The following is a 25,888-nucleotide window of genomic DNA, read 5'->3' as shown; positions in this document are numbered from 1 at the left end:
CCTGAAAAGTTGGTGCTCAAACAAGGTGCTATGGCAACTATTTCGGCCGGCTCGCAGCGCGATCACGCATTAACGCCGATTCTCACAAATTCCGCAGGGAAAGACAGCACACGGCCTTTTCATTTTGCAGTGCAGCAATTATCTGATCGGGTGACACAGAAGACCAAATCACCTCAGGAGTTGCTGTTGTCCCTGATCAACAACGTCGAATTTCTGCGTCATCTGCCGAAGATGAACGCGTTCAGCGGCCTTGGCGCACTCGCGCCGGCCGTGCCGACGCCGCTCGTCGAGACGACCGAATTCGGCGTCAACCCCGGCGATCTGAAGATGTTCTCGTTCGTGCCCGCGCAGCTGGCGCGGTCACCCGCGCTCGTCGTGGTGCTGCATGGCTGCGGCCAGACTGCAGCGTCCTACGATCTCGGTGCCGGCTGGTCGGCGCTTGCGGCGCATTACGGCTTCGCACTGCTGATGCCGGAGCAGCAGGCGTTGAACAACGGCAACACCTGCTTCAACTGGTTCAACCCGCAAGACATCGCGCGCGGGCAGGGCGAGGCCGCGTCGATCAGGCAGATGATCGCGCATCTGGTCGGCACGCATGAGATCGACCCGCGCCGCATCTATGTGACGGGTCTGTCCGCCGGCGGCGCGATGGCCTCGGTCATGCTCGCGACCTATCCGGATGTGTTCGCGGCCGGCGCCATCATCGCCGGCCTGCCGTTCGGCGTCGCCACCGATCTGCGCGAAGCGCTGCACGCGATGATGCATGGCAGCGCGCTCTCCGCGCCCGAGCTCGGCGGTCTGGTGCGCAACGCGTCGACGCATGGCGGCGCCTGGCCGAAGATTTCGGTGTGGCACGGCAGTGCCGACCGCACCGTGCATCCCGGCAATGCCGATGCAATCGTGCGGCAGTGGCTCGACGTGCACGGCCTGCCGCTTGCCGCGATGTCGAAGGCGGATGTCGACGGCCATCCGCGCGAGGTGTGGTGGAACGCCGACGGCGAAACGCTGGTCGAGTCCTACACCATCGCCGACATGGCGCATGGCACGCCGCTCGGGCTTGCCGACAATGACGAGCGCTATGGCGTGGAGGGCGCGTTCCTGATCGAGGCCGGGATCTCCTCCTCCTATCACATCGCGAGCTTCTTCGGCCTGACCGACAAGGTCCGTCAGCCGCATATCGCGCCGACCGGAATTCCGCGCGAGCGCGCTGACACGGTCTCGATGACGGTACCGGTGCCCGCGGCCGAGCCGGAGGTGGCATCCGGCCGCAAGAGCGATCGGCCGCGCAAGCGACGGAGCAAGGGTGTCGATGTCGGCGGCGTCATCACGCGGGCGCTCACCGCCGCGGGGCTGATGAAGTAGCTACATCTCGCCGGTCAGGAACGGATTCGTCATCCGCTCCTGGCCGATGTTCGATCCGGCGCCATGGCCGCAGATGAAGCCGACATCGTCGCCGAGCGGCAGCAGCTTGTCCTTGATCGACTGGATCAGGGTCGGGTGGCTGCCCCCGGGCAAATCGGTGCGTCCGACCGAGCCGGCGAACAGCACGTCGCCGACATGGGCGAAGCGCAGCTCCTTGTTGAAGAACACCACGCTGCCCGGTGAGTGGCCGGGGCAGTGCAGGATGTCGAAGGTGAGGTCGCCGATCGAGACCTGATCGCCCTCATCGAGCCAGCGGTCAGGCCCGAAATTGCGCACCCCGGTCATGCCGAAGCGCGCGCCGCTCGAGACGACATTGTCGAGCAGATATTTGTCGGCGATATGCGGGCCCTCGATCTTGACCTGCAGCGCGTCGCGCAGTTCGGCGGCGCCGCCGACATGGTCGATATGACCGTGGGTCAGCCAGATCTTCTCGACCGTCACGCCGGTCTGCTTGATCGCGGCCTGGATCTTCGGCACGTCGCCGCCCGGGTCGATCACCACGGCCTTCTTGGTGGGCTCGTGCCAGATGATGGTGCAGTTCTGCTCGAACAGCGTCACCGGCACGATGATCGCGCCGGCCTTCGGTTTGGTGTCGGTTGTCTCGTTCATGGGGGCACCATAGGCTTCCGGGAAACGCCGTCAACACGCGCTGGAAATGCGGCTGCCCCGGCGTGTGATCCCAAAACGGACCGTGATAAGGTCACCTCCAGCAGAAGAAGTTCGTGAGCGGGCCGGTACGCGGCTGCTCTCGATCATGATTCAAGTCCTCGCAGTCCGGAACTTCATGACCCAGGCTTCCAAATCACCGCTCGGCGGACCCCGGACCACCGCGCGCGCCTTCTTCGTCGCGGATCGCATCAACACGTCGGGCCTCGAGCGCGGCGACGTGCTGGCCACGACGCCGCTGGCGTTTCGCGTCAATGAAAACGGCGTGGCGATCCTGTTCCGCTACGGCGTCGTCGTGCTGATCGGCCTCAATGCGCTGGAGGAGGATGAATTCCTGCGCAGCCTGCAGTCGCGCATGACCGGCCTGTTCACGCGGCGCGAGGAGGAGATCGCAATCATCGAGCTCGCCGCCGAGAAGGAGGATCAGATTCCGCCGGGCGGCCCGATCTATCTGCAGGGCCTCTCGCCGGAGCGGCTGATCCTGGTCGGCGAGGCGTTGGCGAAAAGCGTGGTGCTGGCGCGGCACGAGCGCGAGGTCCGGGCAGTCTTCGACACGACCGAGCCGCTTGCGCGTGAGCTCGCCAAGGGCGGCCGCGTCCATCGCGGCCGCGTTGCGATCCTCAAGCACATCGGCAACGCGCTGCTGGTGCGGCATCGCGTGGCCGGGCCGGTGGAAGTGTCGGAGAAGCCCGATATCCTCTGGGACAAGCCGCAGCTCGAGCGCCTCTACGCACGGCTCGAGGACGAGTATGAATTGAAGGAGCGTGCGGAGTCGCTGAACCGCAAGCTCGCAGTCGTCGCCGAAACCGCGCAGGTGCTGACCGACATCATCGACACCAGCCGCTCGCTGCGGCTGGAGCTGATCATCGTCTTCCTGATCCTGTTCGAGGTGCTGATCACCATCTATCAGCTGGCGATGGCCCGGCATTGAACGGGCTACAGCGGCCGAATCCGGCCATCTTTCCGTCCCGAATTGTGCGTCATCCCTGAGCCGATCGGCCACTCCGGGCGCGGAGCGGCCTGGGCCGGGCTGCGAGCTTGGGGGGACGGGATGGATCAGGACAGCAGGGACTGGTGGCGGCGCGGCATTTTCTATCAGGTCTATCCGCGCTCGTTCGCGGATAGCGACGGTGACGGCGTCGGCGATCTCAAGGGGATCATCACGCGGCTGCCCTATCTGACGCGGCTTGGCGTCGACGCGGTCTGGCTGTCGCCGATCTTCCCGTCGCCGATGGCCGATTTCGGTTACGATATCTCCGATTACACCGGCATCGACCCGCTGTTCGGGACGATGGAGGATTTCGACGCGCTGGTCGCGGCCGCGCACGATTCCGGCCTCAAGCTGATCCTCGATCTGGTGCCGAACCACACATCCGACCAGCACCAATGGTTCATCGAGGCGAAGAGCTCGCGCGATAACCCTAAGCGCGACTGGTACATCTGGCGCGATCCGGCGCCGGACGGCGGCCCGCCCAACAACTGGCTGTCCGAGTTCGGCGGCAGCGCCTGGGCGTATGACGAGGCCTCAGGCCAATACTATTATCACGCCTTCCTCGCGCAGCAGCCCGATCTCAACTGGCGCAATCGCGAGGTCAGGGACGCGATCTACGACGTGATGCGCTTCTGGCTGCGCAAGGGTGTCGACGGTTTTCGCGTCGACGTGATCTGGCACCTGATCAAGGATGCCGACTTCCGCGATAACCCGACAAACCCGCATTATCGCGCGGGCCGACCGCCGCACGAGAAGCTGCTGACGCAATATTCGACCGATCAGCTCGAGGTGCACACCGTCATCACCGAGATGCGCGGCGTCACCGAGGAATTCGACAACCGCGTGCTGATCGGCGAGATCTATCTGCCGCTGCATCGGCTGGTCGCCTATTACGGCAACGATCTGCGCGGCGCGCAGATGCCGTTCAACTTTGCGCTGCTGTCGACCTTGTGGAGCGCGCGATCGGTCGAGATGATCATCGCCGACTACGAAAAGGCGCTGCCGCCGGGGGCATGGCCGAACTGGGTGCTCGGCAACCACGATCGGCCGCGGGTGGCGAGCCGGGTGGGGCCGGCGCAGGCGCCGGTCGCCGCGATGCTGCTGCTGACGCTGCGCGGCACGCCTACGCTCTATTACGGCGACGAGATCGGCATGCGTCAGGTTGCGATTGCGCCGGATCAGGTGCGCGACCCCTTCGAGAAGAACGTGCCGGATATCGGCGTCGGCCGTGACGGCTGCCGCACTCCGATGCAATGGAGCGCCGAGCGCCATGCCGGCTTCTCGACGGCTCCGCCGTGGCTGCCGCTGGCGCAGGATTTTGCCAGCGACAATGTCGCAAGTCTCGAAGCCGAGAGGACGTCGATCCTCAATCTCTACAAGGCGCTGATCGCGCTGCGGCGAAGGCTGCCGCAGCTCGTCCATGGCAGCTATGAGCCGGTGGCGGCGCACGGTGATGTGCTGCTCTACCGGCGGCGCAGCACTGAGGGCGTCGCCGTGATCGCGCTGAACTTCGGCGCGGCCGCCGCGTCGGTCTCCTCGAGCGCGATCGGCTTCAGCAATGAGGTCCTGCTGTCGACCTTGATGGACCGGCAGGGCGAGAAGGTCGAAGGCGTGCTCGATCTGCGCCCCAATGAGGGCGTGATCCTCGGACCACATCAGGACGATTGACGCCGGGTGCGGGGCTCCATGGTATCGATGTCGCTGCGCTTGAGCAGATAGTCGAGCCCACCGACCCGATACCAGCGATAGCCGTAGGCCTCGATCAGAAGCTTGTGGCGACCGGCCTCGTCGGCGCGGCTGTGGTCCTCGGTCAGGAGATTGACGAGGAGTTTGCCGGCGTCGTCGGGCAGACCGACGTTGAACGATATCTCGAGCGGCTTTTCCGCGAAGTTGTGCACGAACAGCACCGAGTTGTTACGCCAGTCGTAGCGGATGATCAGGATGGCGGGATTGCGGCTTGCGATAACCTTGAAATCTCCCCAGCCGACCTCGGGGACTTCCTTGCGCATGCGGACGATGCGCTCGGTCCAGTTCAGCATCGAATTGGGGTCGCGCCGTTGCTTGGCCGCGTTGACGTGCTCATAGCCATACGGTCCATTGTCGATGACGGGCACACATGGCCGATCGCTCTCGGTGAAGCCGGCGTGTGGCTCGGTCGACCATTGCATCGGTGTGCGCGCGCAACCGCGTTCGGGCAGGTCGAGATTGTCGCCCATGCCGAGCTCATCGCCGTAGCGGATCACGGGCGTGCCGGGAAGCGTGCACATCACGCTGTAAGCGAGCTCGATGCGTCGGCGGTCGCCGCCCAGCATGGGCGCAAGCCGTCGCCGGATGCCCCGGTCGTAGAGCTGCATGCTCTTGTCGGCACCGAATGCCTCGAACACCGTTTCGCGCTGCGGCTTCGACAGGCGGCCGAGGTCGAGTTCATCATGATTGCGCAGGAACAAGCCCCATTGTGCGGTCGCGGGCCGTGGCTTGGTCGCCGTCAGTGCCTTCGCCAACGGCTTCGTATCCGCCGACGCCAGCGCGTAGAACAGATGCTGATTGACATGGAAGTTGAACATCATGTGCATCCGGTCGCCGTCACGCCCGAAATATTCCATGTCCGTCTCGGGCAATACGTTGGCTTCAGCGAGGATGATCGCGTTGCCCTGGCGCCATTGCAGGAATTCCCGAAACGATCGCAGCATGTCGTACTGCTCGACCGGCTTGCGCCTGGAGGCGCCCTTGGTCGCGATCACGAAGGGCACGGCGTCCATGCGGAAGCCCGAGACGCCGAGCTGAATCCAGAACCCCATGATCTTGAGGATCTCGGCCTGCACATGCGGGTTCGATGTGTTGAGGTCCGGCTGGAAATCGTAGAAGCGGTGAAAGTACCAGGCGCCGGCTTGCTTGTCGCGCGTCCAGGTCGATTTCTGAACGCCGGGAAACACCATGCCGGTGTTGGCATTGGCGGGCTTCCTGTCCGACCAGACATACCAATCGCGGTACGGCGAGTCCTTCGAGCTGCGCGCCGATCGAAACCAGTCGTGCTGATCCGAGGTGTGATTGACGACGAGGTCGATGATGACGCGGATGCCGCGCTGCTGGCAGCCATGGGTAAATTCAACGAAATCGCCCAGCGTGCCGTAGCGCGGATCGACGTCGTAATAATCCGAGATGTCGTAGCCGTCGTCCCTGTTGGGCGAAGGCTGAAATGGCATCAGCCAGATCGCGGTGATGCCGAGCCCGTGCAAATAGTCCAGGCGCCGGAGCAGACCGCTGAAATCACCGATGCCATCGCCGTTGGCATCCATGTAGGTGCCAACCGACAGGCAGTAGATCACTCCGTTCTTGTACCAGAGGTCGTCGATCACCAGGCAATCCTCACCAGTCCACCTGTGGCGGCGGCCGGGAGGATAAGCGGTGAGGCGGCGACGGGTTCCTGTGGAGCGCCGTCCCGCAACGGAGCCGGACAACGCTCCGTGCCGGCCTGACGCTGCCGCGCTCTATCGGTGGGAGCATGATCTCCGCGGAAAGCCGGCTTCCACTTTTCCGGATCATGCGCTCGTGGAATCGGCTAATCTTCGCTCTATGGACTCATCCGCCCGCCAGATCGCGCTTGTGCCCGCGCCCGACCGACGCCAGTCGGAGACTGCGCTTGCGATCGCGCGCGGCACGGCGAGGCTTCTGAGATCGCTGGGATTTTCCTGCATCAGCGAATTGCCGCTGCCGTCCGGCCGAAGAGCCGATCTGGTCGCGCTGAACGAGCGCGGCGAGATCTGGATCGTTGAGATCAAGTCATCGGTCGAGGATCTGCGCGCCGACCAGAAATGGCAGGATTACCGGATGCATTGCGACCGGCTGTTCTTCGCCTTCACGCAGGATCTGCCGTGCGAGATCTTTCCCGTCGACACCGGTTTGATCATCGCCGACGCCTATGGCGCGCATCTGCATTGCGAGGCGCCGGAGCATCGGCTGCCGGCGGCCACCCGCAAGGCGATGACGGTGCGCTTTGCCATGGCCGCGGCGCAGCGCATCAACCGGCTGGTCGATCCGCAGGGGCACGCCGAGTTTTAGCGAATAACATGCTGTTGCCCCGTCATCCCGCGCAAAGGCCTCGCCTTTGTCGCCGGGGGCGCGAGCGGAGCGAGCCTCGAAGGATGGTTCGGCCGGGCTGGTGGCCGTCGACCCTTCGAGACGCGCGCAAGGGCGCGCTCCTCAGGGTGACGGACAGCTTGTTGGATTCCGTAGGATGGGTAGATCGAAGCGAAACCCATCAGCTTCGGGACACCGGGAGAGAGGATGGGTATCGCTTCGCTCCACCCATCCTACGAAGCTGCCCACCCTACAAAAGCAAATGGCCGGGAGGAGCCCGGCCATCGCGAAAGCAAATGAAGTATCGCTTACCGCGGGGCGCGCTTGGCGAGGATGCGCTGCAAGGTGCGGCGGTGCATGTTGAGGCGGCGCGCGGTCTCCGAGACGTTGCGGTTGCACATCTCGTAGATGCGCTGGATGTGCTCCCAGCGCACGCGGTCCGCCGACATCGGATTGGCCGGCAGCTCGGACTTCTCGGTGCCGGTCGCGAGCAGCGCGGCGACGACGTCATCGGCGTCGGCGGGCTTCGAGAGATAATCGACGGCGCCCATCTTCACCGCGGTGACGGCGGTGGCGATGTTGCCGTAGCCGGTCAGCACGATCGCGCGCGCCTCGGGGCGCTTGCGCTTCAACGCCGAAACGACGTCGAGGCCGTTGCCGTCGCCGAGGCGAAGATCGACGACTGCGAAAGCGGGCGCGGCGCGGCCGATCTCGGCGAGACCATCAGATACCGTGTCGCATGACTTCACCGCGAAACCCCGCGTCTCCATCGCGCGCGACAGGCGTTCCAGGAACGGCTTGTCGTCCTCGACGATGAGGAGCGAGCGGTCGGCATGGTCATTCAGTTCAGTGATGGCGTTCACGATCCATTTTTCCCTGTGGCAGACCCCTATTATATGGGGTCCTACTGCGGCGCTGCCAAGGCAGCCGAAAGTCGCGTGCTTGTCCGGAAAGAGCAATGCATCCGTAATGCCAGGGTCGCGATTAAGAATCGTTCTTAGGATTCGGTTTCGTCGCCAGGCGCGGCTTCCTCGAAGCGCTCGCGCGGCCAGACGATCTGCACCACGGCGCCGTGATCGGGAAAGGTGCGATTGGTAAACGACACCTTGGCGCCAGTGCGTTCCAGCAGCGTCCTTGCGATGAAAACGCCCAGACCGAGGCCCCCACGTGGGTTTTGGGCCTCATCCGCACCTCGGCGACGCGACAGATACGGCTCGCCGATCCGCTTCAGCATGTCGGGCGCGATGCCCGGACCGTCGTCGGAGACGACGACTTCAACGGTCTCGGCGTTCCACCACGCGTTCACCTCGACGGTCTGGTGCGCGAAATCGACCGCATTTTCGAGAATGTTTCCGACGCCATAGAGGATCGCCGGATTGCGCGCGGCGACCGGTTCAGGCGTTGCTGCGACAGCAAGCCGCACCTTGATGTTGATGCCGAAATCGCGATGCGGCGCCACCGCCTCCTCGATCAAGGTCGACAGCTTCATGGTGTCGAACGGCGCACCGCTCGATGACAATTGCGCGATCTTGCTCAGGATGTCGCGGCAGCGCTGCGCCTGCTCACGCAGGGTCTTGAGGTCGCCGGCGATCGCCGCGTCATGCACCGTCTTCTCGAGCTCGCGCGAGATCAGGAAGATCGTCGACAGCGGCGTTCCGAGCTCATGCGCGGCGGCGGCGGCGAGGCCGTCGAGCTGAGTCAGGTGCTGTTCGCGTGTCAGTACCAGTTCGGTCGCGGCCAGCGCATCGGAGAGCTGGCGCGCTTCCTCCGTCACCTGGAATGCGTAAAGACTGGTGACACCGATCGCGAGCAGGATCGAAAGCCAGACGCCGATCAAATAGATCGGCGGCAGCACCAAGGGATCGTCGGCGTCCCAAGGCAGCGGCAGATGGTAGAAGAACAGCGCCGAGGCGCAGGCGACCGCAAGGCAGCCGAGCGCTATCGTCAGCCGGATCGGCAGCACGGTGGCCGAGATCAGGACCGGTGCCAGGAACAGGAACGAGAACGGGTTCTGCAATCCGCCGGTGAAGTACAGGAGCCCGCCGAGCTCGACGATGTTGAAGGCGAGCAGGGCGGCGGCATAGGCCGGCTCCAGCCGCTGCATCGGGTTGAAGGCGATCTGCAGCGCCAGATTGAGCAGCGCCGAGAACGTCACGATGGTGACGCATGGGACGATCGGAACGTCGAATTCCAGTCCCTGCGCCACGATGAAGATGGCGACGAGCTGGCCGAGCGCGGCGAGCCAGCGCAGCCGCAGGATCGTATCGAGGCGGACGTAGCGGCGGGGTTGGCGGAAATCGGAAGCGACGTCGGTCATCCCGGGACCTTAGCTGTGCCGTGGGCGGCGCACAAATTCGCGACTTAGCGCAACGATGCGGGGCGAGCCTTTAATTACCGCCAAGCCTTTAATTACCGCCGAGCCTTGCGCTTATTGTCGCAATGGCTCAATGACGGCCATATGCAACAGGTCGGGACAGGTCAGAGGCAAGCTCCGGCGGCTGAACAAGGCGAGTCGGCCGCGATCGACGTTGCGCATCTGGTCAAGGTCTACAAGACCACCCGCGCGGTCGACGACATCTCGTTCCGCATCGCGCGCGGCAGCATCACCGGCCTGCTCGGCGGCAACGGCGCCGGCAAGACCACGACGATCGCGATGATCATGGGCCTGGTGCTGCCGACCTCGGGCAGCGTCGAGGTGCTCGGTGCACGAATCCCCGAGCAGCGCTACGACGTGCTCGGCCGGATGAACTTCGAAAGCCCCTACGTCGACATGCCGATGCGGCTCACGGTGCGGCAGAACCTGACCATTTTCGGGCGCCTCTATGCCGTGCAGCGTTTGCGTGAGCGGATCGACCAGCTCGCCGACGATCTCGATCTCAAGGAATTCCTCGACCGCTCCAACGGCAAGCTCTCCGCCGGGCAGAAGACCCGCGTGGCGCTGGCGAAGGCGCTGATCAACGAGCCGGACCTCTTGCTGCTCGACGAGCCGACCGCCTCGCTCGACCCGGATACCGCCGACTGGGTGCGGCAGCATCTCGAGACCTATCGCAAGACCCATAACGCGACCATCCTGCTGGCGTCACACAACATGCTGGAGGTCGAGCGCCTCTGCGACCGCGTCATCATCATGAAGCGCGGCAAGATCGAGGACGACGACAGCCCCGACCGGATCATGGCGCGCTACAACCGCGACACGCTGGAAGAGGTGTTTCTCGACGTGGCGCGCGGCCGGGTGCGGGAGGGCGCGCCAGAGGACACACCATGAGCGAACTCGTCAGCCAGCACCAGCACACCATTTCACTGCAACGCATCAACGCGATGGTGCTGCGCTATTGGTATCTCCTGATGTCGTCATGGCCGCGGCTCCTGGAGTTGGTCTACTGGCCGGCACTGCAGATCATCACCTGGGGCTTCCTGCAGAATTACATCTCGCAGGCATCCGGCTTCTTCGCCAAGGCGGGCGGCACGCTGATCGGTGCCGTGATCCTGTGGGACATCCTGTTCCGGGGGCAGCTCGGCTTCTCGATCTCGTTCCTGGAGGAGATGTGGGCACGCAACCTCGGCAACCTGATGATGAGCCCGCTGAAGCCGATCGAATTCCTGCTCTCGCTGATGATCATGAGCCTGATCCGGCTCGCCATCGGCGTGATCCCGATGACGCTGCTGGCGCTGTTCTTTTTCGGCTTCAACTTCTACGCCATCGGGCTGCCGCTGATCGCGTTCTTCTGCAATCTGATCTTCACGAGTTGGTCGGTCGGCGTGTTCGCCTCGGGCCTCGTGCTGCGCAACGGGTTAGGGGCGGAAAGCATCGTCTGGACGCTGATGTTCGCGGTGATGCCGCTCGCCTGCATCTACTATCCGGTCGAGGTGCTGCCGGCCTGGCTGCAAGCTGTCGCCTGGACGCTGCCGCCGACCTATGTGTTCGAAGGCATGCGCTCGCTTCTGATCGATCACGTCTTCCGCGCCGACCTGATGGCGTGGGCGCTGGTCATCAACGCGTTCCTGTTCGCTGCCTCTTTTGCGATCTTCCTTGCCCTTTTGCAGAGCGCCAAGCGCAACGGGTCGCTGCTCGGCGGTGGTGAATAAATGTCACTTTCTCGTGGATTCTCGGCCTTTTAGCCCGATATCGCCCCCAGATTCGGCTCGCGGCGCATTGACGCATTGTTACGCATTGGTCAGTATGCTGCGGCGCAAAACAGGGGTCTGAAAATACTATGCCCATCGGTGAATTTGGCGGTGCCCCGCCACTAGCGGCGGAAGGCAGCCCGGCACTCACGACGCCGTTGTACTGGATGTACGAGATGGCGCATGCGTCGCTCAATCCGGTGCGCGCGGTAACCGACGCCACCAAGATCCTGTTTCAGAACCCGCTCAATCCGTGGACCCACACCGAGTTCGGCAAGTCGATCGCCGCCGGTTGTGAGCTGTTCGAGCGCACCACGCGCCGCTACGGCAAGCCGGAATGGAACCTGCCGACGACCGAGGTCAACGGCATCCGCACTCCGGTCGAGGTCCGTTCGATCTGGGAAAAGCCGTTCTGCCGCCTGCTGCATTTCGATCGCAAGCTGACGCGCCCGCTGCGCTCGCCGCAGCCGCGCGTGCTGATCGTGGCGCCGATGTCGGGTCACTATGCGACGCTGCTCCGCGGCACAGTCGAGGCGTTCCTGCCGACCCATGAGGTCTACATCACCGACTGGGCCGACGCGCGCATGGTGCCGCTCGCGGCTGGCCGGTTCGATCTCGAGGACTATGTCGACTACCTGATCGAGATGCTGCACGCGCTCGGCGGCAATATGCATGTCATCGCGGTGTGCCAGCCTTCCGTGCCTGTCGTGGCAGCGGTTTCGGTGATGGAAGCCAACAACGATCCGTTCGTGCCGCTGTCGATGACGCTGATGGGCGGGCCGATCGACACCAGGCGCAATCCGACCGCGGTCAACAACCTCGCCGAAGAGCGCGGCATCGAGTGGTTCCGCAACAATGTCATCACCAAGGTGCCGTTCCCGCATCCGGGCGTGATGCGTGACGTCTATCCGGGCTTCCTGCAGCTCAATGGCTTCATCAGCATGAACCTCGACCGGCACATGGACGCGCACAAGGCGCTGTTCGCCAATCTGGTCAAGGGTGACGGCGATCTCGTCGACAAGCACCGCGAATTCTATGACGAGTATCTCGCGGTGATGGATCTCACCGCCGAATATTACCTGCAGACCGTCGACCTCGTCTTCGTCAAGCACGCGCTGCCGAAGGGCGAGATGACCCATCGCGGCAAGCCGGTTGATCCGTCGAAGATCCGCCGCGTCGCGCTGATGACGGTCGAAGGCGAGAAGGACGACATCTCAGGTCTTGGCCAAACCGAGGCGACGCACGCGCTCTGCACCGCGATCCCGAACCATCGCCGCGTGCATTACGTGCAGAAGGGCGTCGGGCACTATGGCGTGTTCAACGGCTCGCGTTTCCGGTCCGAAATCGTGCCGCGGATCTCCGATTTCATGGTTTCGGCGGCCAATACGCGGCTTTCGCTGGTCGCCGCCGCCGAATAGGTATCGCCCCGGCCGCGATTTTCGCGGTCACGCAAGTCGCTGATTTAACTAAAAGAATCCAAAATCGGGCAAGGCCCAAAGGGTGAATGTAATTTCATTCTTTGGGCCTTTTTCGTAACCTTGATTCATCGGAAAAATTCCGGTTCCAGCCCCTGCCGGTAGAGGTCAATTAACGGCCAACCCCTGTATATTGGGCAAATGATTTGTTTTTGCGCCGAGCGCTTTCCCTGGCGGCGGATATGGCAAAGTTCGGGCGAACTCCTGCTCCCCGGACTCTCAGAAATGGCTACTCGCGCGCTCCTCTATCGGCGGCCTGCCGAACCCGCGACCGTATTGGTCAGACACGGCTCCCAGTTCTTCACCGTCAGGTTGCGCCGGCATAGGCGCGCGCGCCGTTACACACTCAGGATACATCCAACCGATCGTGAAGCGATCCTGACGATGCCGCCGCGCGGCACGATTCCGGAAGCCAAGGAGTTCGCCAATCTCCATGGCGGCTGGATCGCCGCCCGTCTTGGCCGCTTGCCGAAGGCCGCGCCGTTCCAGCCCGGCACCGTGGTGCCGTTGCGCGGCGTGCCGCATCGCCTGGTGCATCGCTCGGGCGAGCGCGGCACGGTGTGGACCGAGACGCGCGACAGCGGCGAGAGGATCATTTGCGTCGCCGGCGGCGTCGAGTACATGGATCGCCGCGTGCACGACTTCCTCAAGCGCGAGGCGCGCAAGGACCTGCAGAAGGCGGCGCAGCTTCACGCCGCGGAACTCGGCGTGCGGGTACGCCGGATCTCGATCCGCGATCAGTCCAGCCGCTGGGGCTCGTGTACTTCGGCGGGTTCGCTGTCGTTCTCATGGCGGCTGATCCTGGCGCCGCCCTTCGTGCTCGATTACCTCGCCGCGCATGAGGTCGCCCATCTCGTCGAGATGAACCACTCGGCGCGGTTCTGGCGGGTGGTCGACAAAGTCTGCGCGTCGGTAACGCGCGCCAAGAACTGGCTCGACACCTACGGCAACGACCTGCACCGCTACGGGATCCAGGAGTAGGGCGCGCTGTTCGCCCCGAACGTTGCTGTCATCGCCCGCGAAAGCGGGCGATGCAGTATTCCAGAGGCGTTTGTCTTCAATCCAGGGGCTGAGGCGTACTGAATCCCCCGCCTTCGCGGGGGATGACGGCTTGAGTGCGTAGCCCAGATGGAGCGTAAGCGTAATCCGGGGCAGCTTTCATCGATGGCGTGACTGGTCCCGGATTACGCTTCGCTTCATCAGGGCTACGGAGCAACGCGATCCGTCCGCCTACCGACTTCTACCGAAACAACCGATCCGCCAGCCAGCCGTCCAGTCCAGCCGCAGCCTCGGGCCGCGCGTTCGGGTTGGGTGGCGCCGAGGCGCGGGCCGGCGTCGGCGGTGGCGGGCGATAGTAACCGCCGGATGGTACCGGCGCGGGCGGTTGCGATGCCTGCATCGGTGGCTGAATCTGCATCGGTCCCGCCGGCGCTGACGGCGCGGTGACCTGTGACGAGATCTGCATCAGGTTCGCCGGCCCCCAGCTGCCTTGCGAGTTCGGGATCGCCGCGACCGGCACGCCCTGATGCGCCGCCTTCATGAAGCGGGTCCACACTTCGACCGGCAAGCCGCCGCCGGTCGCCTTCTTGGTCGGTGAATTGTCGTCATTGCCGAGCCAGACGCCGGTGACGAGCTTGGCGGTGTAGCCGATGAACCAGGCGTCGCGATAATCCTGGCTGGTGCCGGTCTTGCCGGCGGCTGTCCAGCCCGGGATCTCCGCCTTGCGCGCGGTGCCCGAGATCAGCGTCTCGCGCATCATGCTGTTCATCATCGAATCATAGCGCGGCTCGATCACCTGGTTGGGCGGATCGGTCGGACGGTCATAGAGCAGCTTGCCCGAACTGGTCTTGATCTTGGTCACCACATGCGGCGAGATGGCGTAGCCGCCATTGGCGAACGGCGCATAGGCGCCGACCAGCTCGATCACGGAGACTTCCGAGGTGCCGAGCGCGATCGAGACGTTGGACTCCAGCTTGGAGGAGATGCCGAGCCGGTGCGCGGTGCGCACCACATTCTTGGCGCCGACCTCGACGCCGAGCCGCACCGCGACCGTGTTCAGCGACATCGCCAGGGCCTGGGTCAATGTCACCGAGCCGAAATATTCGTGGGTGTAGTTCTCCGGCTTCCAGCCCTTGATGTCGAGCGGCGCGTCGGTGCGGATGGTATCCGGCGTCAGCCCTGCTTCGACCGCGGTGAGATAGACGAACGGCTTGAACGCCGAGCCCGGCTGGCGCTTCGCGGTGACCGCGCGATTGTACTGGCTCTCCGAGTAGTTCCGGCCGCCGACCATGGCGCGCACCGCGCCGTCCGGTGTCATCGCCACCAGCGCGCCCTGGCTGACATTGAACTTCACGCTTTTGGCGGCGAGCTCATCGATGATGGCGGCTTCGGCGACATTCTGCAGCTTCGGATCGATCGTGGTCTGCACCACGATGTCCTGGTCGATCTGGCCGACCAAATCGTCGAGCACTTCGCCGATCCAGTCGGCGACATAGTTCACGGTGCCGGCGCCGGCCGGCTTCACCGCAATCGAGGGCTGACCGATCGAGGCCTTGGCCTGCGCCTCGGTGATGAACTTGGCATCGGCCATCGCCGCCAGCACGACCTGCGCGCGCTGCTCGGCGCCTTCAGGGTTGCGATTTGGTGCCAGCCGCGACGGCGACTTGACGAGGCCGGCCAGCATCGCGGCTTCCGGCAGCGTCACGTTCTTCGCCGACTTGCCGAAATAGCGCTGCGCGGCGGCCTCGACGCCATAGGCGCCGGAACCGAAATAGACCCGGTTGAGATAGAGCTCGAGGATCTCGTTCTTGGAATGCTTGCGCTCCAGCCAGAGCGCGAGCTCGGCCTCCTGCAGCTTGCGCTGCATGGTGCGCTCCTGGGTCAGGAACAGGTTCTTGGCGAGCTGCTGGGTCAGCGTCGAGCCGCCCTGCGAGACGCCGCGGTGCAGGAGGTTGGTCACCGCCGCGCGCAGGATGCCAACCGGGTCGACGCCGTAATGCGAATAGAAGCGGCGGTCCTCGATCGCGATGAAGGCCTTCGGCAGATAGGGCGGCAGATCCTTCAACGCGATATTGGCGCCGGCCATTTCGCCGCGCTGCGCCAGCACGCTGCCGTCGATGCCGACGATCTGGATCGTCGGCGGACGCTTGGGAATCTCCAGCGACTGGATCGGCGGCAGATGCGCGCCGACCCACACCACGACACCGATCACCGCAATGCCGGCCCACAGGCCGAGCACCGCGGTCCAATAGAACAGGCGGCCGATGCCAAAGCCCCGCGACTTGCTGCGCCGCTTGCTGCCGCTGCGCGACGGGCGCGGTTTCTCGCTACCGGAATCGCTGCTCTTGTCGGTGCTCTTGGGTTTGGATTTGGCGGGCTTGTCGTCGCCGCCTCCGGGAATGCGATCGGACGGCGACAGCCGAAGGTCGGCAAGCGCGGCCGGAAGCCCGAACAGCGGCTCCTTGCGCGCACCGCCTTTTTTCCGTCCCCACGCCATCCGCAACGCTCACACCCTGACAGGGACGCACGCTAGCGTTCCCGGTTTAAGGGGCGGTTACGCAAAGCTTAACGGGGCATTAGGAGGTGAGGCAGCGCGTGCTACATAAGGAGCATGATCAGGAAAAGTGGGCACCGGTTTTCCCTCGCGACAAACGCGGAGCGTTTGCGCGGAGATCATGCTCAAACAGGATGGAAGAGCGCGATAGAGCGATCGCGCTAGGGAACAAGAAACGAAGGAGCACCGCATGGGCCATATCGATCCGACCAAGGACGTTTTCGCGCAGTTCCGGGACAACAACCGGCCGGGCCCGATCCACATGCTCAACCTGGTGCGCCTGCGCGAATGGGCCGCCTATCCCGACGGCCGCAAGGCCACCGGCGCGGAGGCTTATGCGGCGTATGGCCGCGAGAGCGGGCCGGTGTTCGAACGGCTCGGCGGCCGCATCGTCTGGCAAGGCCGCTTCGAGCTGATGCTGATCGGACCGCAGGAGGAGCGCTGGGATCACTGCTTCATCGCGGAATATCCAAGCGTCGCCGCCTTCGTCGAGATGATCCGCGATCCGGTCTATCGCGAGGCGGTGAAGCACCGCCAGGCCGCGGTGGACGATTCCCGCCTGATCCGCCATGCCGTGCTGCCGGTGGGGAAGAATTTCGGCGAGATTCCGAAGTAGGCGCGTAAAAATCGATGGGTCGCGGCGATCTCCATCCCCGTCATGCTGAGGTGCGAGCGGAACGAGCCTCGAAGCATGCACGGCCCCGCTGGTGGCCGTCGACCCTTCGAGACGCGCCTCGCGCTCCCCAGGGTGACGGTGATAGGACATCCCCGCAAACAAATCGGCGGCTTGGAGGCCGCCGATTGCATTTCAAACCTGCGCGACCGACTAGCCGGCCGGGCCGGCGTCCTCGAGGATCGGGCCGAACAGCTCCCAGCGCTCGCCGTTGAAGCGCATCATCTGCAGCTGCTTGTTGACGCGATAGTCGTTCGGCGCGGTGTTGCCCTTGATGCCGGGCAGCGCCATGTCGAGCTCGACATTCTTCAGGTTGGTCGCCTGCTTCAGCACGTTGTCGCGGGTCAGGTCGTCGCCGCACTGCTTCAGCACATGCACCATCAACTGGGCGGTCGAGTAGCCATAGGTGTTGAAGTTCGAGTTCTTGTCGCCGTCGGGATAGTACTTGGCCATGAAGTCGAAATAGCGCTTCATGCCCGGATCGTCCTTCCACTGCGGATCGGCCGGATCCTTGCCGTAATTGGTGCTGATCAGACCCTTGGAGGCTTCCAGGCCGGCCGGCTGCAGCACGGCGCCGACCGATGTCGCGTTGATGTCGACGATGTGGATCGGGTGCCAGCCGAGCTCGGCGATCTTCTTGATCGCCTGCGCCGCCTGCTTCGGCGTCGAGGCCGAGAAGAACAGGTCGGCGCCGGCGTCCTTGATCTTGATCACCTGGGAATCGATGGTCGGGTCGGAGACCTCGTAGGAGGCTTCGGCCACGATCATCTTGGCGGCCTTGTCGCCGAGGCCGGCCTTGATGCCGTTCAGATAATCCTTGCCGAGGTCGTCGTTCTGATAGAGCACGCCGATCTTGGCGTTGGGATGCTCCTTCAGGATGTACTGGCCGTAGATGCGCCCTTCGACGAAGTAGTTCGGGTTGAAGCCGAGCGTCCAGGGGAAGTTCTTCGGGTCGGTGAACTTCGAAGCGCCGGTGGCGGCAAACAGCTGCGGCACCTTCTTGGCGTTGAGATACTTCTGCACGGCGGCGTTCGACGGCGTGCCGACGATCTGGAAGGTCAAGAGCACCTCGTCGCTCTCGACGAGCTTGCGCACCTGCTCGACGGCCTTGGGCGGCGAATACGCGTCGTCATACTGGATCAGGTTGATCTTGCGGCCGTTGATGCCGCCCTGATCGTTGATCATCTTGAAGTAGGCCGCCTGGGTCTTGCCGATCGAGGCATAGGCGGAGGCCGGTCCGGAGAAGGGGACGGTCTGGCCGATCTTGATCTCGGTGTCGCTCGCGCCCGGATCGTACTTCTTCTGCGCAAAGGCCGACGTTGCTGACAGCGCGATCGCGAGCGCCGTTCCCGTGACCAAGTGGAAAATCCCGTTCCTCATAGTGCTGTTTCCCTCACGTGACTGATGGTTGGCCGATGATCTTGTCCGCGGGTTCAAGGTCCCGCGGTCGCCATCGCTGGGCCGGGATACTGGAGGAACCGTTATTGCAACGCAAGACGAGCACTGCCGAAAAGGTGAGCGATTTCAGTCAACCAAAGTAGGGGGCGTTGCGAAAAGGTGGGTGGAGCGGCGCGAAGGTTGGGGCCCGGCTTTACCTCGCCCCCGCCTGCGGGGAGAGGTCGCATCGCATCGAAGATGCGATGCGGGTGAGGGGGAGTCTCCGCGGGGGCAGCTAATGCAGCGGTGCGCGGAAGCAGCCCCTCACCCCGACCCTCTCCCCGTAAGAACGGGGAGAGTGAGTGAAGTCTCGTCCCGACCGCGGCTAGCCCGCCGGTCCGGTGTCCTCGATGATCGGGCCGAACAGCTCCCAGCGCTCGCCGTTGAACTTCATCATCTGCATCTGCTTGTTGATGCGGTAGTCGTTCGGCCCCGTCGTGATCGACATGCCCGGCAGCGCGAGGCTCGGCACGAACTTCTTCAGGCTGGTCACCTGCTTCATCAGGTTCTCGCGGGTGAGGTCGTCGCCGCACTGCTTGAGCACCTGGATCAGGAGCTCGGCCGTCGAGTAGCCGTAGGTGTTGACGGTGTTGAGCTTGTCGCCTTCCGGATAATACTTGTCCATGAAGGCGAAATAGGCCTTCACGCCGGGATCGTCCTTCCATTGCGGGTCGGCGGGGTCCTTGCCGTAATTGGTCGAGATGATGCCCTTGGAGATGTCGAGACCGGCCGGCTTCAGCGTCGCCGACACCGGGCTCGCATTGATGTCGAGGATGTGCACCGGGTTCCAGTTGAGGTCGGCGATCTTGCGGATCGCCTGCGCGGCGAATTTTGGTGTCGAGGCGTCATAGACCAAATCGACCCCGGCGGCCTTCAGCTTCACGATCTGGGAATCGACCGTCGGGTCGGTCAGCTCGTAGGACACCTCGGTGACGATCATGCTGGCGGCCTTGTCGCCGAGCCCGCTCTTCAGGCCGGTGATGTAGTCGCGGCCGAGATCGTCGTTCTGGTAGAAGATGCCGATCTTGGCGTTGGGGTGATTGGCCAGGATGTATTTGGCGTAGATGCGTCCCTCGGACTGGTAGTTCGGGTTGAACGCGATCGTCCACGGCGCGTTCTGCGGGTCGGAGAAGCGCGAGGCGCCGGTGGAGGCGAGCAGCTGCGGCACCTTCCTGGCATTCAGATATTTCTGCACGGCGGCATTTGACGGCGTGCCGATGATCTGGAACGTGAACAGCACCTCGTCGCCCTCGACAAGCTTGCGCACCTGCTCGACCGCTTTCGGCGGCGAATAAGCGTCGTCATACTGGATCAGGTTCAGCTTGCGGCCGTTGATGCCGCCCTGATCGTTGATCATCTTCATGTAGGCCGCCTGGGTCTTGCCGATGCCGGCATAGGCGGATGCGGGGCCGGAGAACGGCACAGTCTGGCCGATCTTGATCTCGGTGTCGGTCGCGCCGATGTCGTATTTCTTCTGCGCGGTGGCCGATGTAACCGACAACGCGATCGCAAGCGCCGTCGCAGCGAGCAATTGCACGCTTCTCATGTCCGTGACCTCCCTGTTGCCGGTGATCTTGTCCGCAAGCTCAGGCCGGCGGATGTCACCGTTGCACGGGATGATGGAGGAACGGCTGGGCCATTGCAAGACGATGCACCCTGCGCGCGATGTCGCGTTTGAGCATGGTCCGGAAAACTGTGAAGCGGTTTCCGAGCGGATCATGCTCAAGAAAACAAAAGCGCGCCCGCGCTTTAGGCCAGCCAGAGCTGGATCAGCGCCAACGCAGCGGGAGCCGCCTGCACATAAAGAATGCGGCGGCTGACGGTGGCGGCGCCATAGGCACCGGCGACGATCACGCAGAGCAGGAAGAATGTCTTGATCTGGAACGCGAAGGCCGGATTGCCATGTACGAGGCCCCAGATCAGTCCGGCGGCGAGGAAGCCGTTATAGAGCCCCTGATTGGCGGCGAGCACCGCGGAATCGTTTGCCTTCTCGATCGAGTTGCGAAACGTCTTCAGCCCGAGCGGCTTGGTCCAGAGAAACATCTCGAGCACAAGGAAATAGACGTGCAGCATGGCCACCACCGCGACCAGAACATTGCCAAGCAACAACATATTGCGGCCCCCCAAAGCTTCGGTTCTGATTGAATCAGAATCGAAGCTCAAGATTCTTGTTTTGGCGCGTTTTCTTCACGCGAACCGGTCTCCGCTTCGCTCGAAAAACGCTCTACCCAGAATTCGGGTGGACGCTAGCATGCGGGCGGTGAATTGTATGCTGGCCGATCTGCTTGCCCGAGATATGACAATGGCCGACCGCAGGACTCCACAGACCTTCAACCTCGACCGCCTCAAGACCCCGATCGGCACCGCGCTGCTGGTGACCGATGACGACGGCGTGCTGCGCGCGCTCGACTGGGACGATTATGAAGGGCGCATGCTCGACCTGCTGCGGCTGCATTATGGCGCCGTGACGCTGCGGGACGGCCACGCGCCGGTTGCGATGCGCAAGGCGCTCGGCGATTACTTCAAGGGCGATCTCGATCGTCTCACCGATGTCGAATGGCGCGTCGCCGGCACGCCGTTCCAGCAGAAGGTCTGGCACGCGCTGCCGAACATTCCGCACGGCACCACCATGAGCTACGGCGCGCTGGCGGCGAAACTGAACGCGCCGAATGCGATGCGCGCGGTCGGCCATGCCAACGGCTCCAACCCGATCAGCGTCGTCGTGCCATGTCATCGCCTGATCGGCGCCAACGGCTCACTGGTCAAATATGGCGGCGGGCTGGAGCGCAAGCGCTGGCTGCTACGCCACGAGGGCGTGGAGGTCTAGAGCGTTTTCGAGTGGGAACCGGTTCGCGTGAAGAGGCGCGTCAAGACAACGATCCAGCAATCCGCTTCGGCCGCCGGTGTGGCGATCAATCGAGATCTTCGCTGGGCATGTTACGCAGATCGCGCACGACATAGAGGAACACGACGAGCGAAGGCACCCACGCGAGTATCGCTCCTACCAGCATCGCATCGACCGTCGTCATGTGAGACTCCTTGCGCGTTGTTGGCCAACGTCGTCAGATCGGCTTTTTCGATGGGGCGCCGGTTCTGGGGAAGGGATACAGCCACTTCCAATAGGCCTTGTTGCGCTCCAGCTGCCGCTTGTGGATCTCGCGACACTTCGTCGAGCAAAACTGCTCAAAATACCAATTATGCCGGATCAGCCCGAAAGGCCGCTTGCAGGCCGGATTTCCGCAACGAGCTGTCATGACGCTGCCTCCGCATTCGCGCGCCAAAGCCAGCGGATGAAGTCCTCCTGGCCTTTGTAGAGGCAGAGGCGTCCGCAGTAGCGTTCGCCCGCCGGATTTCGCAAACAGATGATCTTGGGCTCTTCGCTGTCACACTGGGCGCAGCGCGGTTCCGCACGCATGGCGACCTCCCTCCGAGGAATTGCCATTTGCCAATCAAAATGTCTGGTGCTGTCCTCGCCGTCGATCTTCCCGAAGGACGACGATGCGAAATCTCGCGCCGCCGCCGTCCATGCGCAACTTGTCCAGATGTTTTGTGGCATCATCCTTGCGTATAGCCGGCCTGGTGATGGCTGATCCAACTCACGCACCCGGCGCCGCGCTGTGCTGCCTGAGGGCGGTATCGAGGCATTTGATCAGGACGTCCCCGTCGCAGGGCTTGCTCAGAAAGCAGATCGCTCCAGCCTTCAGCGCCCGGACGCGATCGCTTTCGACCGAGAACGCCGTGACGAAAATGAACGGAAAGCGGTGTCCGCTGGCAATGAGGTGGCTCTGCAGGTCGAGCCCGCTCATGGCCGGCATCCTGACATCCGCGATCACACAGGATGTGTCATTCAGGCGGGGCGAGTGCAAAAATTCCTCGGCCGACGCGTAGGTCTCGACCGCGTAGCCTAGCGACCTGACGAGATTGTCGGTCGCGGTGCGAACCGACATGTCATCGTCGATGATTGATATCACTGGCGGGTTGGGCAAGGAGGTTATCCCGGGCCGGAAGGGCCTCTGGCGTGTGCATCATGTGGGGACCACAGTGCGTCGCCAATCGGGGCCGGAGAATCATACTTAGGTTTGCGCCCCGCCGGCTGCCGGTCCGATCTGGAGCATCTGTGCCATCCTGACCAGATCGGGTAACGACTTTGCCGCCATTTTCCGCATGATGTGCCCGCGGTGTATCTTCACTGTGATCTCGGCCACACCGATTTCGGCGGCGACCTGCTTGTTCATCAACCCCGCCGTGACGAGCGTCATCACCTGGCGTTCACGCGGCGTCAGGGTCGCGAAGGCGGCGCGCAGGTTGGCAAGAACCTTGGCCTCATCGCGACGACTCCTGTCGCGCTCGATCGCCGTCGTGACGGCATCCAGCATGTCCTGATCGCGGAATGGCTTGGTCAGGAAGTCCACAGCGCCGGCCTTCATGGCCCTGACCGTCATCGGGATATCGCCGTGGCCGGTCATGAAGATGATCGGAATATCGATGCCCGCCTTCGCCAGCTCCCCCTGAAAGTCGAGGCCGCTGAGCCGGGGCAGCCGGATGTCGAGGATCAGGCAGCTCGGGACATCCGGAGGCTTGCGCTGCAGAAATTCATGGGCCGAGCCGAATGCTGCGGTCCGCAAGCCGACGGACCGGAACAGATTGCTCAGCGCGTCCCGCACGGATGCGTCGTCGTCGACGACGAAGACGATGGGATCCTCGGCGTTTGCCAGACCAGAAGGCGATGCCGCGCGCCCGGTCACCATGCATGATCCTCTTCGTGCAGTGGCAAGGTGAACTGGAATGTCGCGCCGGGGCCGCTATTTCCGGTCACGGACAGGCGGCCTCGGTGGGCTTCGACGATCGATCGGCAGATCGACAGCCCCATTCCCATGCCGCTGGCCTTGGTGGTGTAGAACGCGTCGAACAGCCGTTCGGCATTCTCGGTCGCGATTCCGACGCCGCAGTCGGTGACCGTGACCACGATCTGCCCGGCCTCGTCATGGCGCGTCCGGATTACGAGTTCCCGCGGCCGGTCCGTGACCGGCTGCATGGCCTCGATACCATTGAGGACCAGGTTGAGGATGACCTGCTGCAGCTGGATACGGTCGGCGACGACAGACGGGAGCGCGGGAGCGAGGTCGAGCTGCAAGGATACCAGGTGACGCTGCAGTTCATGCTGCACCAGCCCGATCACCTGGTTGATGACTTCATTGACGTCGAGTGGCGCCTTCTGATCGGTCGTCTTGTTCACCATCGCGCGGACGCGCTGGATGACCTCGCCCGCCCGGTTGCCGTCGCTGATGATCGACCTGACCGCGCCGCGAGCTTCGTTCAGATCGGGGGCCGCCCGGTTGAGCCACCGCAGGCATGCCGCGGCATTGGTGACCACGGCGGCAAGCGGCTGGTTCACTTCATGGGCGATCGATGCGGCGAGCTCGCCGAGCGCCGTCACGCGCGTGACGTGTGCGAGGTTGGTCTGCGCTTCGTGCAACTCCGCCTCGGCTCGCTTGCGGGCGGTCACGTCGGTGACCGCTCCGATGAATTCGGTGTCGCCCGAAAGATTCGTCACCGCATGCGCCCTGGCGTGAACAAATTTGATCGCCCCATTGGGCATCAGCAATCGGTAGCCGTGTTCGAAGTCCTTGCCGTCGAGCGAGGCGCGGTCGATGGTCCGTTGCACGCGGGCGCGATCATCCGGATGGACGCGCTGCAGGACCGTGGCATGTGTGATGGAAGGAGCCCTGTCGAATTCGAAGATCCTGAACGTCTCTTCCGACCAGATGATCTCGCCGCTGGCGACGTGCCAGCCGAAGCTGCCGGTGTGGCTCAATCGCTGGGCTTCGGTCAGGTACATTTCACTCTGCTGCAGCGCATTTTCGGCGTGCTTGCGCTCGGTGATGTCCTCGCATGCGATCAGCACGATCAGCTGATCGCCCAGCCGCCGCACCGCCTTGGCGTTTTCACGAACCCAAATCCGTGAACCGTCCTTGCGGACCTTCCGGATTTCCCAATTGTGGGTCTGGCCGATGTTGTCGAGGCATGTCGCGACGTTGCGCTGGACCATGTCCCGGTCTTCGGCGGCAAAGACCCGCAGCACCGATTGTCCAAGCAGTTCGTCGACGGTGTAGCCGAGCTGCGCCGCGCCGAACGTGTTGACCGACAGCACGAGCCCCGTTGCGTCGACCATGAAGTACATGACCGGGTTGTGCTCGAATACCTCCTTCCATTGCGCTTCGCTGTTGCGCAGCGCCTCCATCGCGCGCTCCTCGCTGCTGGCTCGGCCGCGCAACATGGCTTCCATCCGCCTTTGCGAACGGCCCACCAGGCGGATCATCAGCAATGCGGCGGTCAGCGACGCGACGAGCAGCGCCAGGGCAACCAGATGGGCGGAAGCTGCCGGCTGCGGACCTAGCAACAGCCCGATGCAGGTTGTCGCCAAGGCCAGCACCATGCCGCCGAGCAGCCATTGCTCGGCCGACCAGGACTTCGTGGTCGGGTCGCGGATCATCGGCAGCCCAGCACTTGGCCATCATCATGGGCCGCGCTGCGTCGCTAGGTGACTGCTACCATCAGCGGCGACAACGTCGCCCTCCCAATAGACTGTATATTAGCAGCTTTCTTGCCGCCCGGGCGGGATGACGCCGGCCTTTTTGGCGGTCCACGCCCGTGGGATCGCGCAGAAAGCGAAGCCGTTGAGCGCGCTCAGGTCCAGGTTGCGACCTAAACTCAAGTATGAGTCGTCCCCACCGAATGTAACGGTCGGATCAACCTCCGTTCAATGGCCCGTTCCATCCCGGTGACTACGCTTATTGGGCAACTCGACGACGGCAGAGATTTCCGGGGTTCAGCAATCGCCAATCAGTGACGGAGATTGAAATGCCCAGCGCGCGCCTGCATCTGATCGTTTGCTCCGACGACGTCGACCACGAGGCAAGGCCTCAGAGACGCGATCGCAGCTTCCAGCCTTCCGTTATCGTTGGTGGCAGGCAAACAGCAAGCACGCTGACCGACAACCCGTGGATCGATCTGCTGGACGCATTCGATCTGGGCGTGGTGGTCTGTCAGGCCAGCTACCTGGCCTTGCTGGGAGCGAGCCTGGCGGCGCTGCAGCCGCAATTCGACGCGCCAGACTCAGGGCGGTAGCCGGCCCTGAATTCCAAGTCCGGCAGGCTGCCGGGACCGAAGCGCTGGCTGCTCACGCCTGGGTCGCGCAAGACGGGTCCGATCACAGCCTCCGTGAGAGCCCGGAATCCATTCCCCGCCTAGCCCCGGCCCTGATGGATTCCGGGCTCAGTTCTGCAGACGCCCTCGGCTGCGCAATGGCGCACCGCAATGATGGGCGGAGCAGGTCGACGGCGCGGCTCCCGCGCCAGGCTCCCGACGGCGGCAAATTGCAGCAATTTTTTCGAAAGATGCCCGGTTCGCTTTAGCCGCTTTTGAAGCACCTGATTATTGGATCTGTCCGGCAACGGCATCGCTCTGCA

The 25,888-nt window shown here is 63.6% G+C and carries 23 protein-coding genes; 11 read left to right on the top strand and 12 right to left on the bottom strand.

Annotated features, from left to right (window positions below):
- Positions 1 to 186 precede the first annotated feature (186 nt).
- Positions 187 to 1,362, top strand: a complete 1,176-nt coding sequence (locus J2R76_RS26490) for a PHB depolymerase family esterase (protein WP_057015412.1) — start codon at positions 187 to 189, stop codon at positions 1,360 to 1,362.
- On the opposite strand, the gene J2R76_RS26485 is transcribed toward J2R76_RS26490, so the two are convergent.
- Positions 1,363 to 2,031, bottom strand: a complete 669-nt coding sequence (locus tag J2R76_RS26485) for an MBL fold metallo-hydrolase (RefSeq protein WP_076824624.1) — start codon at positions 2,029 to 2,031, stop codon at positions 1,363 to 1,365.
- 175 nt (positions 2,032 to 2,206) lie between these two features.
- On the opposite strand from J2R76_RS26485, the gene J2R76_RS26480 reads away from it, so the two are divergent.
- Together J2R76_RS26480 and J2R76_RS26475 are read left to right on the top strand one after the other, a co-directional pair.
- The gene (locus J2R76_RS26480) at positions 2,207 to 3,019 is read left to right on the top strand and encodes an RMD1 family protein (RefSeq protein WP_057015413.1); all 813 of its coding nucleotides are present in this window, start codon (positions 2,207 to 2,209) and stop codon (positions 3,017 to 3,019) included.
- A 120-nt stretch (positions 3,020 to 3,139) separates the two neighbouring features.
- Entirely contained in the window at positions 3,140 to 4,747 is a 1,608-nt protein-coding gene (locus J2R76_RS26475; RefSeq protein WP_076824626.1) for an alpha-amylase family glycosyl hydrolase, read from the top strand.
- Here J2R76_RS26475 and J2R76_RS26470 read toward each other — a convergent pair.
- Positions 4,735 to 6,435 (bottom strand): alpha-amylase family protein, encoded by a 1,701-nt coding sequence (locus tag J2R76_RS26470; RefSeq protein ID WP_076824628.1) that lies wholly within the window; start codon positions 6,433 to 6,435, stop codon positions 4,735 to 4,737. The genes J2R76_RS26475 and J2R76_RS26470 overlap by 13 nt on opposite strands.
- A 217-nt stretch (positions 6,436 to 6,652) precedes the next feature.
- Between J2R76_RS26470 and J2R76_RS26465 the strand changes: the two genes are divergently transcribed.
- Positions 6,653 to 7,138, top strand: coding sequence for an MmcB family DNA repair protein (locus J2R76_RS26465; protein WP_076824630.1), 486 nt, complete (start codon positions 6,653 to 6,655; stop codon positions 7,136 to 7,138).
- A gap of 326 nt (positions 7,139 to 7,464) precedes the next feature.
- Here J2R76_RS26465 and J2R76_RS26460 read toward each other — a convergent pair whose 3' ends face one another.
- Positions 7,465 to 8,019, bottom strand: coding sequence for an ActR/PrrA/RegA family redox response regulator transcription factor (locus J2R76_RS26460; RefSeq protein WP_016845514.1), 555 nt, complete (start codon positions 8,017 to 8,019; stop codon positions 7,465 to 7,467).
- Between the two features lie 134 nt (positions 8,020 to 8,153).
- The gene (locus J2R76_RS26455) at positions 8,154 to 9,473 is read right to left on the bottom strand and encodes an ActS/PrrB/RegB family redox-sensitive histidine kinase (protein ID WP_076824632.1); all 1,320 of its coding nucleotides are present in this window, start codon (positions 9,471 to 9,473) and stop codon (positions 8,154 to 8,156) included.
- A gap of 141 nt (positions 9,474 to 9,614) precedes the next feature.
- On the opposite strand from J2R76_RS26455, the gene J2R76_RS26450 reads away from it, so the two are divergent.
- From J2R76_RS26450 to J2R76_RS26435, 4 genes are all read left to right on the top strand, one after another.
- Complete coding sequence (locus tag J2R76_RS26450) at positions 9,615 to 10,421, top strand: ABC transporter ATP-binding protein (protein WP_076824748.1); 807 nt, start codon at positions 9,615 to 9,617, stop codon at positions 10,419 to 10,421.
- On the top strand, positions 10,418 to 11,242 hold the full coding sequence (locus J2R76_RS26445) for an ABC transporter permease (protein ID WP_057015392.1): 825 nt from the start codon (positions 10,418 to 10,420) through the stop codon (positions 11,240 to 11,242). The genes J2R76_RS26450 and J2R76_RS26445 overlap by 4 nt, the downstream gene beginning before the upstream one ends.
- Before the next feature lie 128 nt (positions 11,243 to 11,370).
- Complete coding sequence (locus tag J2R76_RS26440; protein WP_028341465.1) at positions 11,371 to 12,699, top strand: polyhydroxyalkanoate depolymerase; 1,329 nt, start codon at positions 11,371 to 11,373, stop codon at positions 12,697 to 12,699.
- Positions 12,700 to 12,897: 198 nt separating this feature from the next.
- Positions 12,898 to 13,737 (top strand): M48 family metallopeptidase, encoded by an 840-nt coding sequence (locus J2R76_RS26435; RefSeq protein WP_076824634.1) that lies wholly within the window; start codon positions 12,898 to 12,900, stop codon positions 13,735 to 13,737.
- Between the two features lie 259 nt (positions 13,738 to 13,996).
- Here the strand turns inward: J2R76_RS26435 and J2R76_RS26430 are convergent, their stop codons facing one another.
- Complete coding sequence (locus J2R76_RS26430) at positions 13,997 to 16,252, bottom strand: transglycosylase domain-containing protein (protein WP_076824750.1); 2,256 nt, start codon at positions 16,250 to 16,252, stop codon at positions 13,997 to 13,999.
- Between the two features lie 247 nt (positions 16,253 to 16,499).
- On the opposite strand from J2R76_RS26430, the gene J2R76_RS26425 reads away from it, so the two are divergent.
- Entirely contained in the window at positions 16,500 to 16,925 is a 426-nt protein-coding gene (locus J2R76_RS26425; RefSeq protein ID WP_016845520.1) for a DUF1330 domain-containing protein, read from the top strand.
- A 210-nt stretch (positions 16,926 to 17,135) separates the two neighbouring features.
- Here the strand turns inward: J2R76_RS26425 and J2R76_RS26420 are convergent, their stop codons facing one another.
- The 3 genes from J2R76_RS26420 to J2R76_RS26410 form a co-directional block, all read right to left on the bottom strand.
- A complete protein-coding gene (locus J2R76_RS26420; RefSeq protein ID WP_018269220.1) occupies positions 17,136 to 18,362 on the bottom strand; it encodes an ABC transporter substrate-binding protein in 1,227 nt (408 codons plus the stop codon).
- 382 nt (positions 18,363 to 18,744) lie between these two features.
- On the bottom strand, positions 18,745 to 19,965 hold the full coding sequence (locus J2R76_RS26415; RefSeq protein WP_076824752.1) for an ABC transporter substrate-binding protein: 1,221 nt from the start codon (positions 19,963 to 19,965) through the stop codon (positions 18,745 to 18,747).
- A 203-nt stretch (positions 19,966 to 20,168) separates the two neighbouring features.
- Positions 20,169 to 20,531, bottom strand: a complete 363-nt coding sequence (locus J2R76_RS26410; protein WP_083714868.1) for a DUF1304 domain-containing protein — start codon at positions 20,529 to 20,531, stop codon at positions 20,169 to 20,171.
- Between the two features lie 190 nt (positions 20,532 to 20,721).
- Between J2R76_RS26410 and J2R76_RS26405 the strand changes: the two genes are divergently transcribed.
- A complete protein-coding gene (locus J2R76_RS26405; protein ID WP_141340233.1) occupies positions 20,722 to 21,246 on the top strand; it encodes a methylated-DNA--[protein]-cysteine S-methyltransferase in 525 nt (174 codons plus the stop codon).
- A 423-nt stretch (positions 21,247 to 21,669) separates the two neighbouring features.
- Here the strand turns inward: J2R76_RS26405 and J2R76_RS26400 are convergent, their stop codons facing one another.
- From J2R76_RS26400 to J2R76_RS26385, 4 genes are all read right to left on the bottom strand, one after another.
- On the bottom strand, positions 21,670 to 21,978 hold the full coding sequence (locus J2R76_RS26400; RefSeq protein ID WP_253625175.1) for a hypothetical protein: 309 nt from the start codon (positions 21,976 to 21,978) through the stop codon (positions 21,670 to 21,672).
- A 37-nt stretch (positions 21,979 to 22,015) separates the two neighbouring features.
- Positions 22,016 to 22,390, bottom strand: a complete 375-nt coding sequence (locus J2R76_RS26395) for a response regulator transcription factor (RefSeq protein WP_076824638.1) — start codon at positions 22,388 to 22,390, stop codon at positions 22,016 to 22,018.
- Positions 22,391 to 22,492: 102 nt separating this feature from the next.
- Positions 22,493 to 23,167, bottom strand: coding sequence for a response regulator transcription factor (locus tag J2R76_RS26390; RefSeq protein ID WP_076824640.1), 675 nt, complete (start codon positions 23,165 to 23,167; stop codon positions 22,493 to 22,495).
- Positions 23,161 to 24,912 (bottom strand): PAS domain S-box protein, encoded by a 1,752-nt coding sequence (locus J2R76_RS26385; RefSeq protein WP_244558657.1) that lies wholly within the window; start codon positions 24,910 to 24,912, stop codon positions 23,161 to 23,163. The genes J2R76_RS26390 and J2R76_RS26385 overlap by 7 nt, the downstream gene beginning before the upstream one ends.
- Before the next feature lie 368 nt (positions 24,913 to 25,280).
- Between J2R76_RS26385 and J2R76_RS26380 the strand changes: the two genes are divergently transcribed.
- Positions 25,281 to 25,547 (top strand): hypothetical protein, encoded by a 267-nt coding sequence (locus J2R76_RS26380; RefSeq protein ID WP_057015418.1) that lies wholly within the window; start codon positions 25,281 to 25,283, stop codon positions 25,545 to 25,547.
- Positions 25,548 to 25,888: the final 341 nt, after the last annotated feature.

The sequence above is a fragment of the Bradyrhizobium sp. USDA 4532 genome (assembly GCF_024171315.1).
GTDB classification, from domain to species: domain Bacteria; phylum Pseudomonadota; class Alphaproteobacteria; order Rhizobiales; family Xanthobacteraceae; genus Bradyrhizobium; species Bradyrhizobium australafricanum.
Note: the sequence above shows the minus strand (reverse complement) of the source record. Positions and strands in the feature narration are given on the sequence as shown.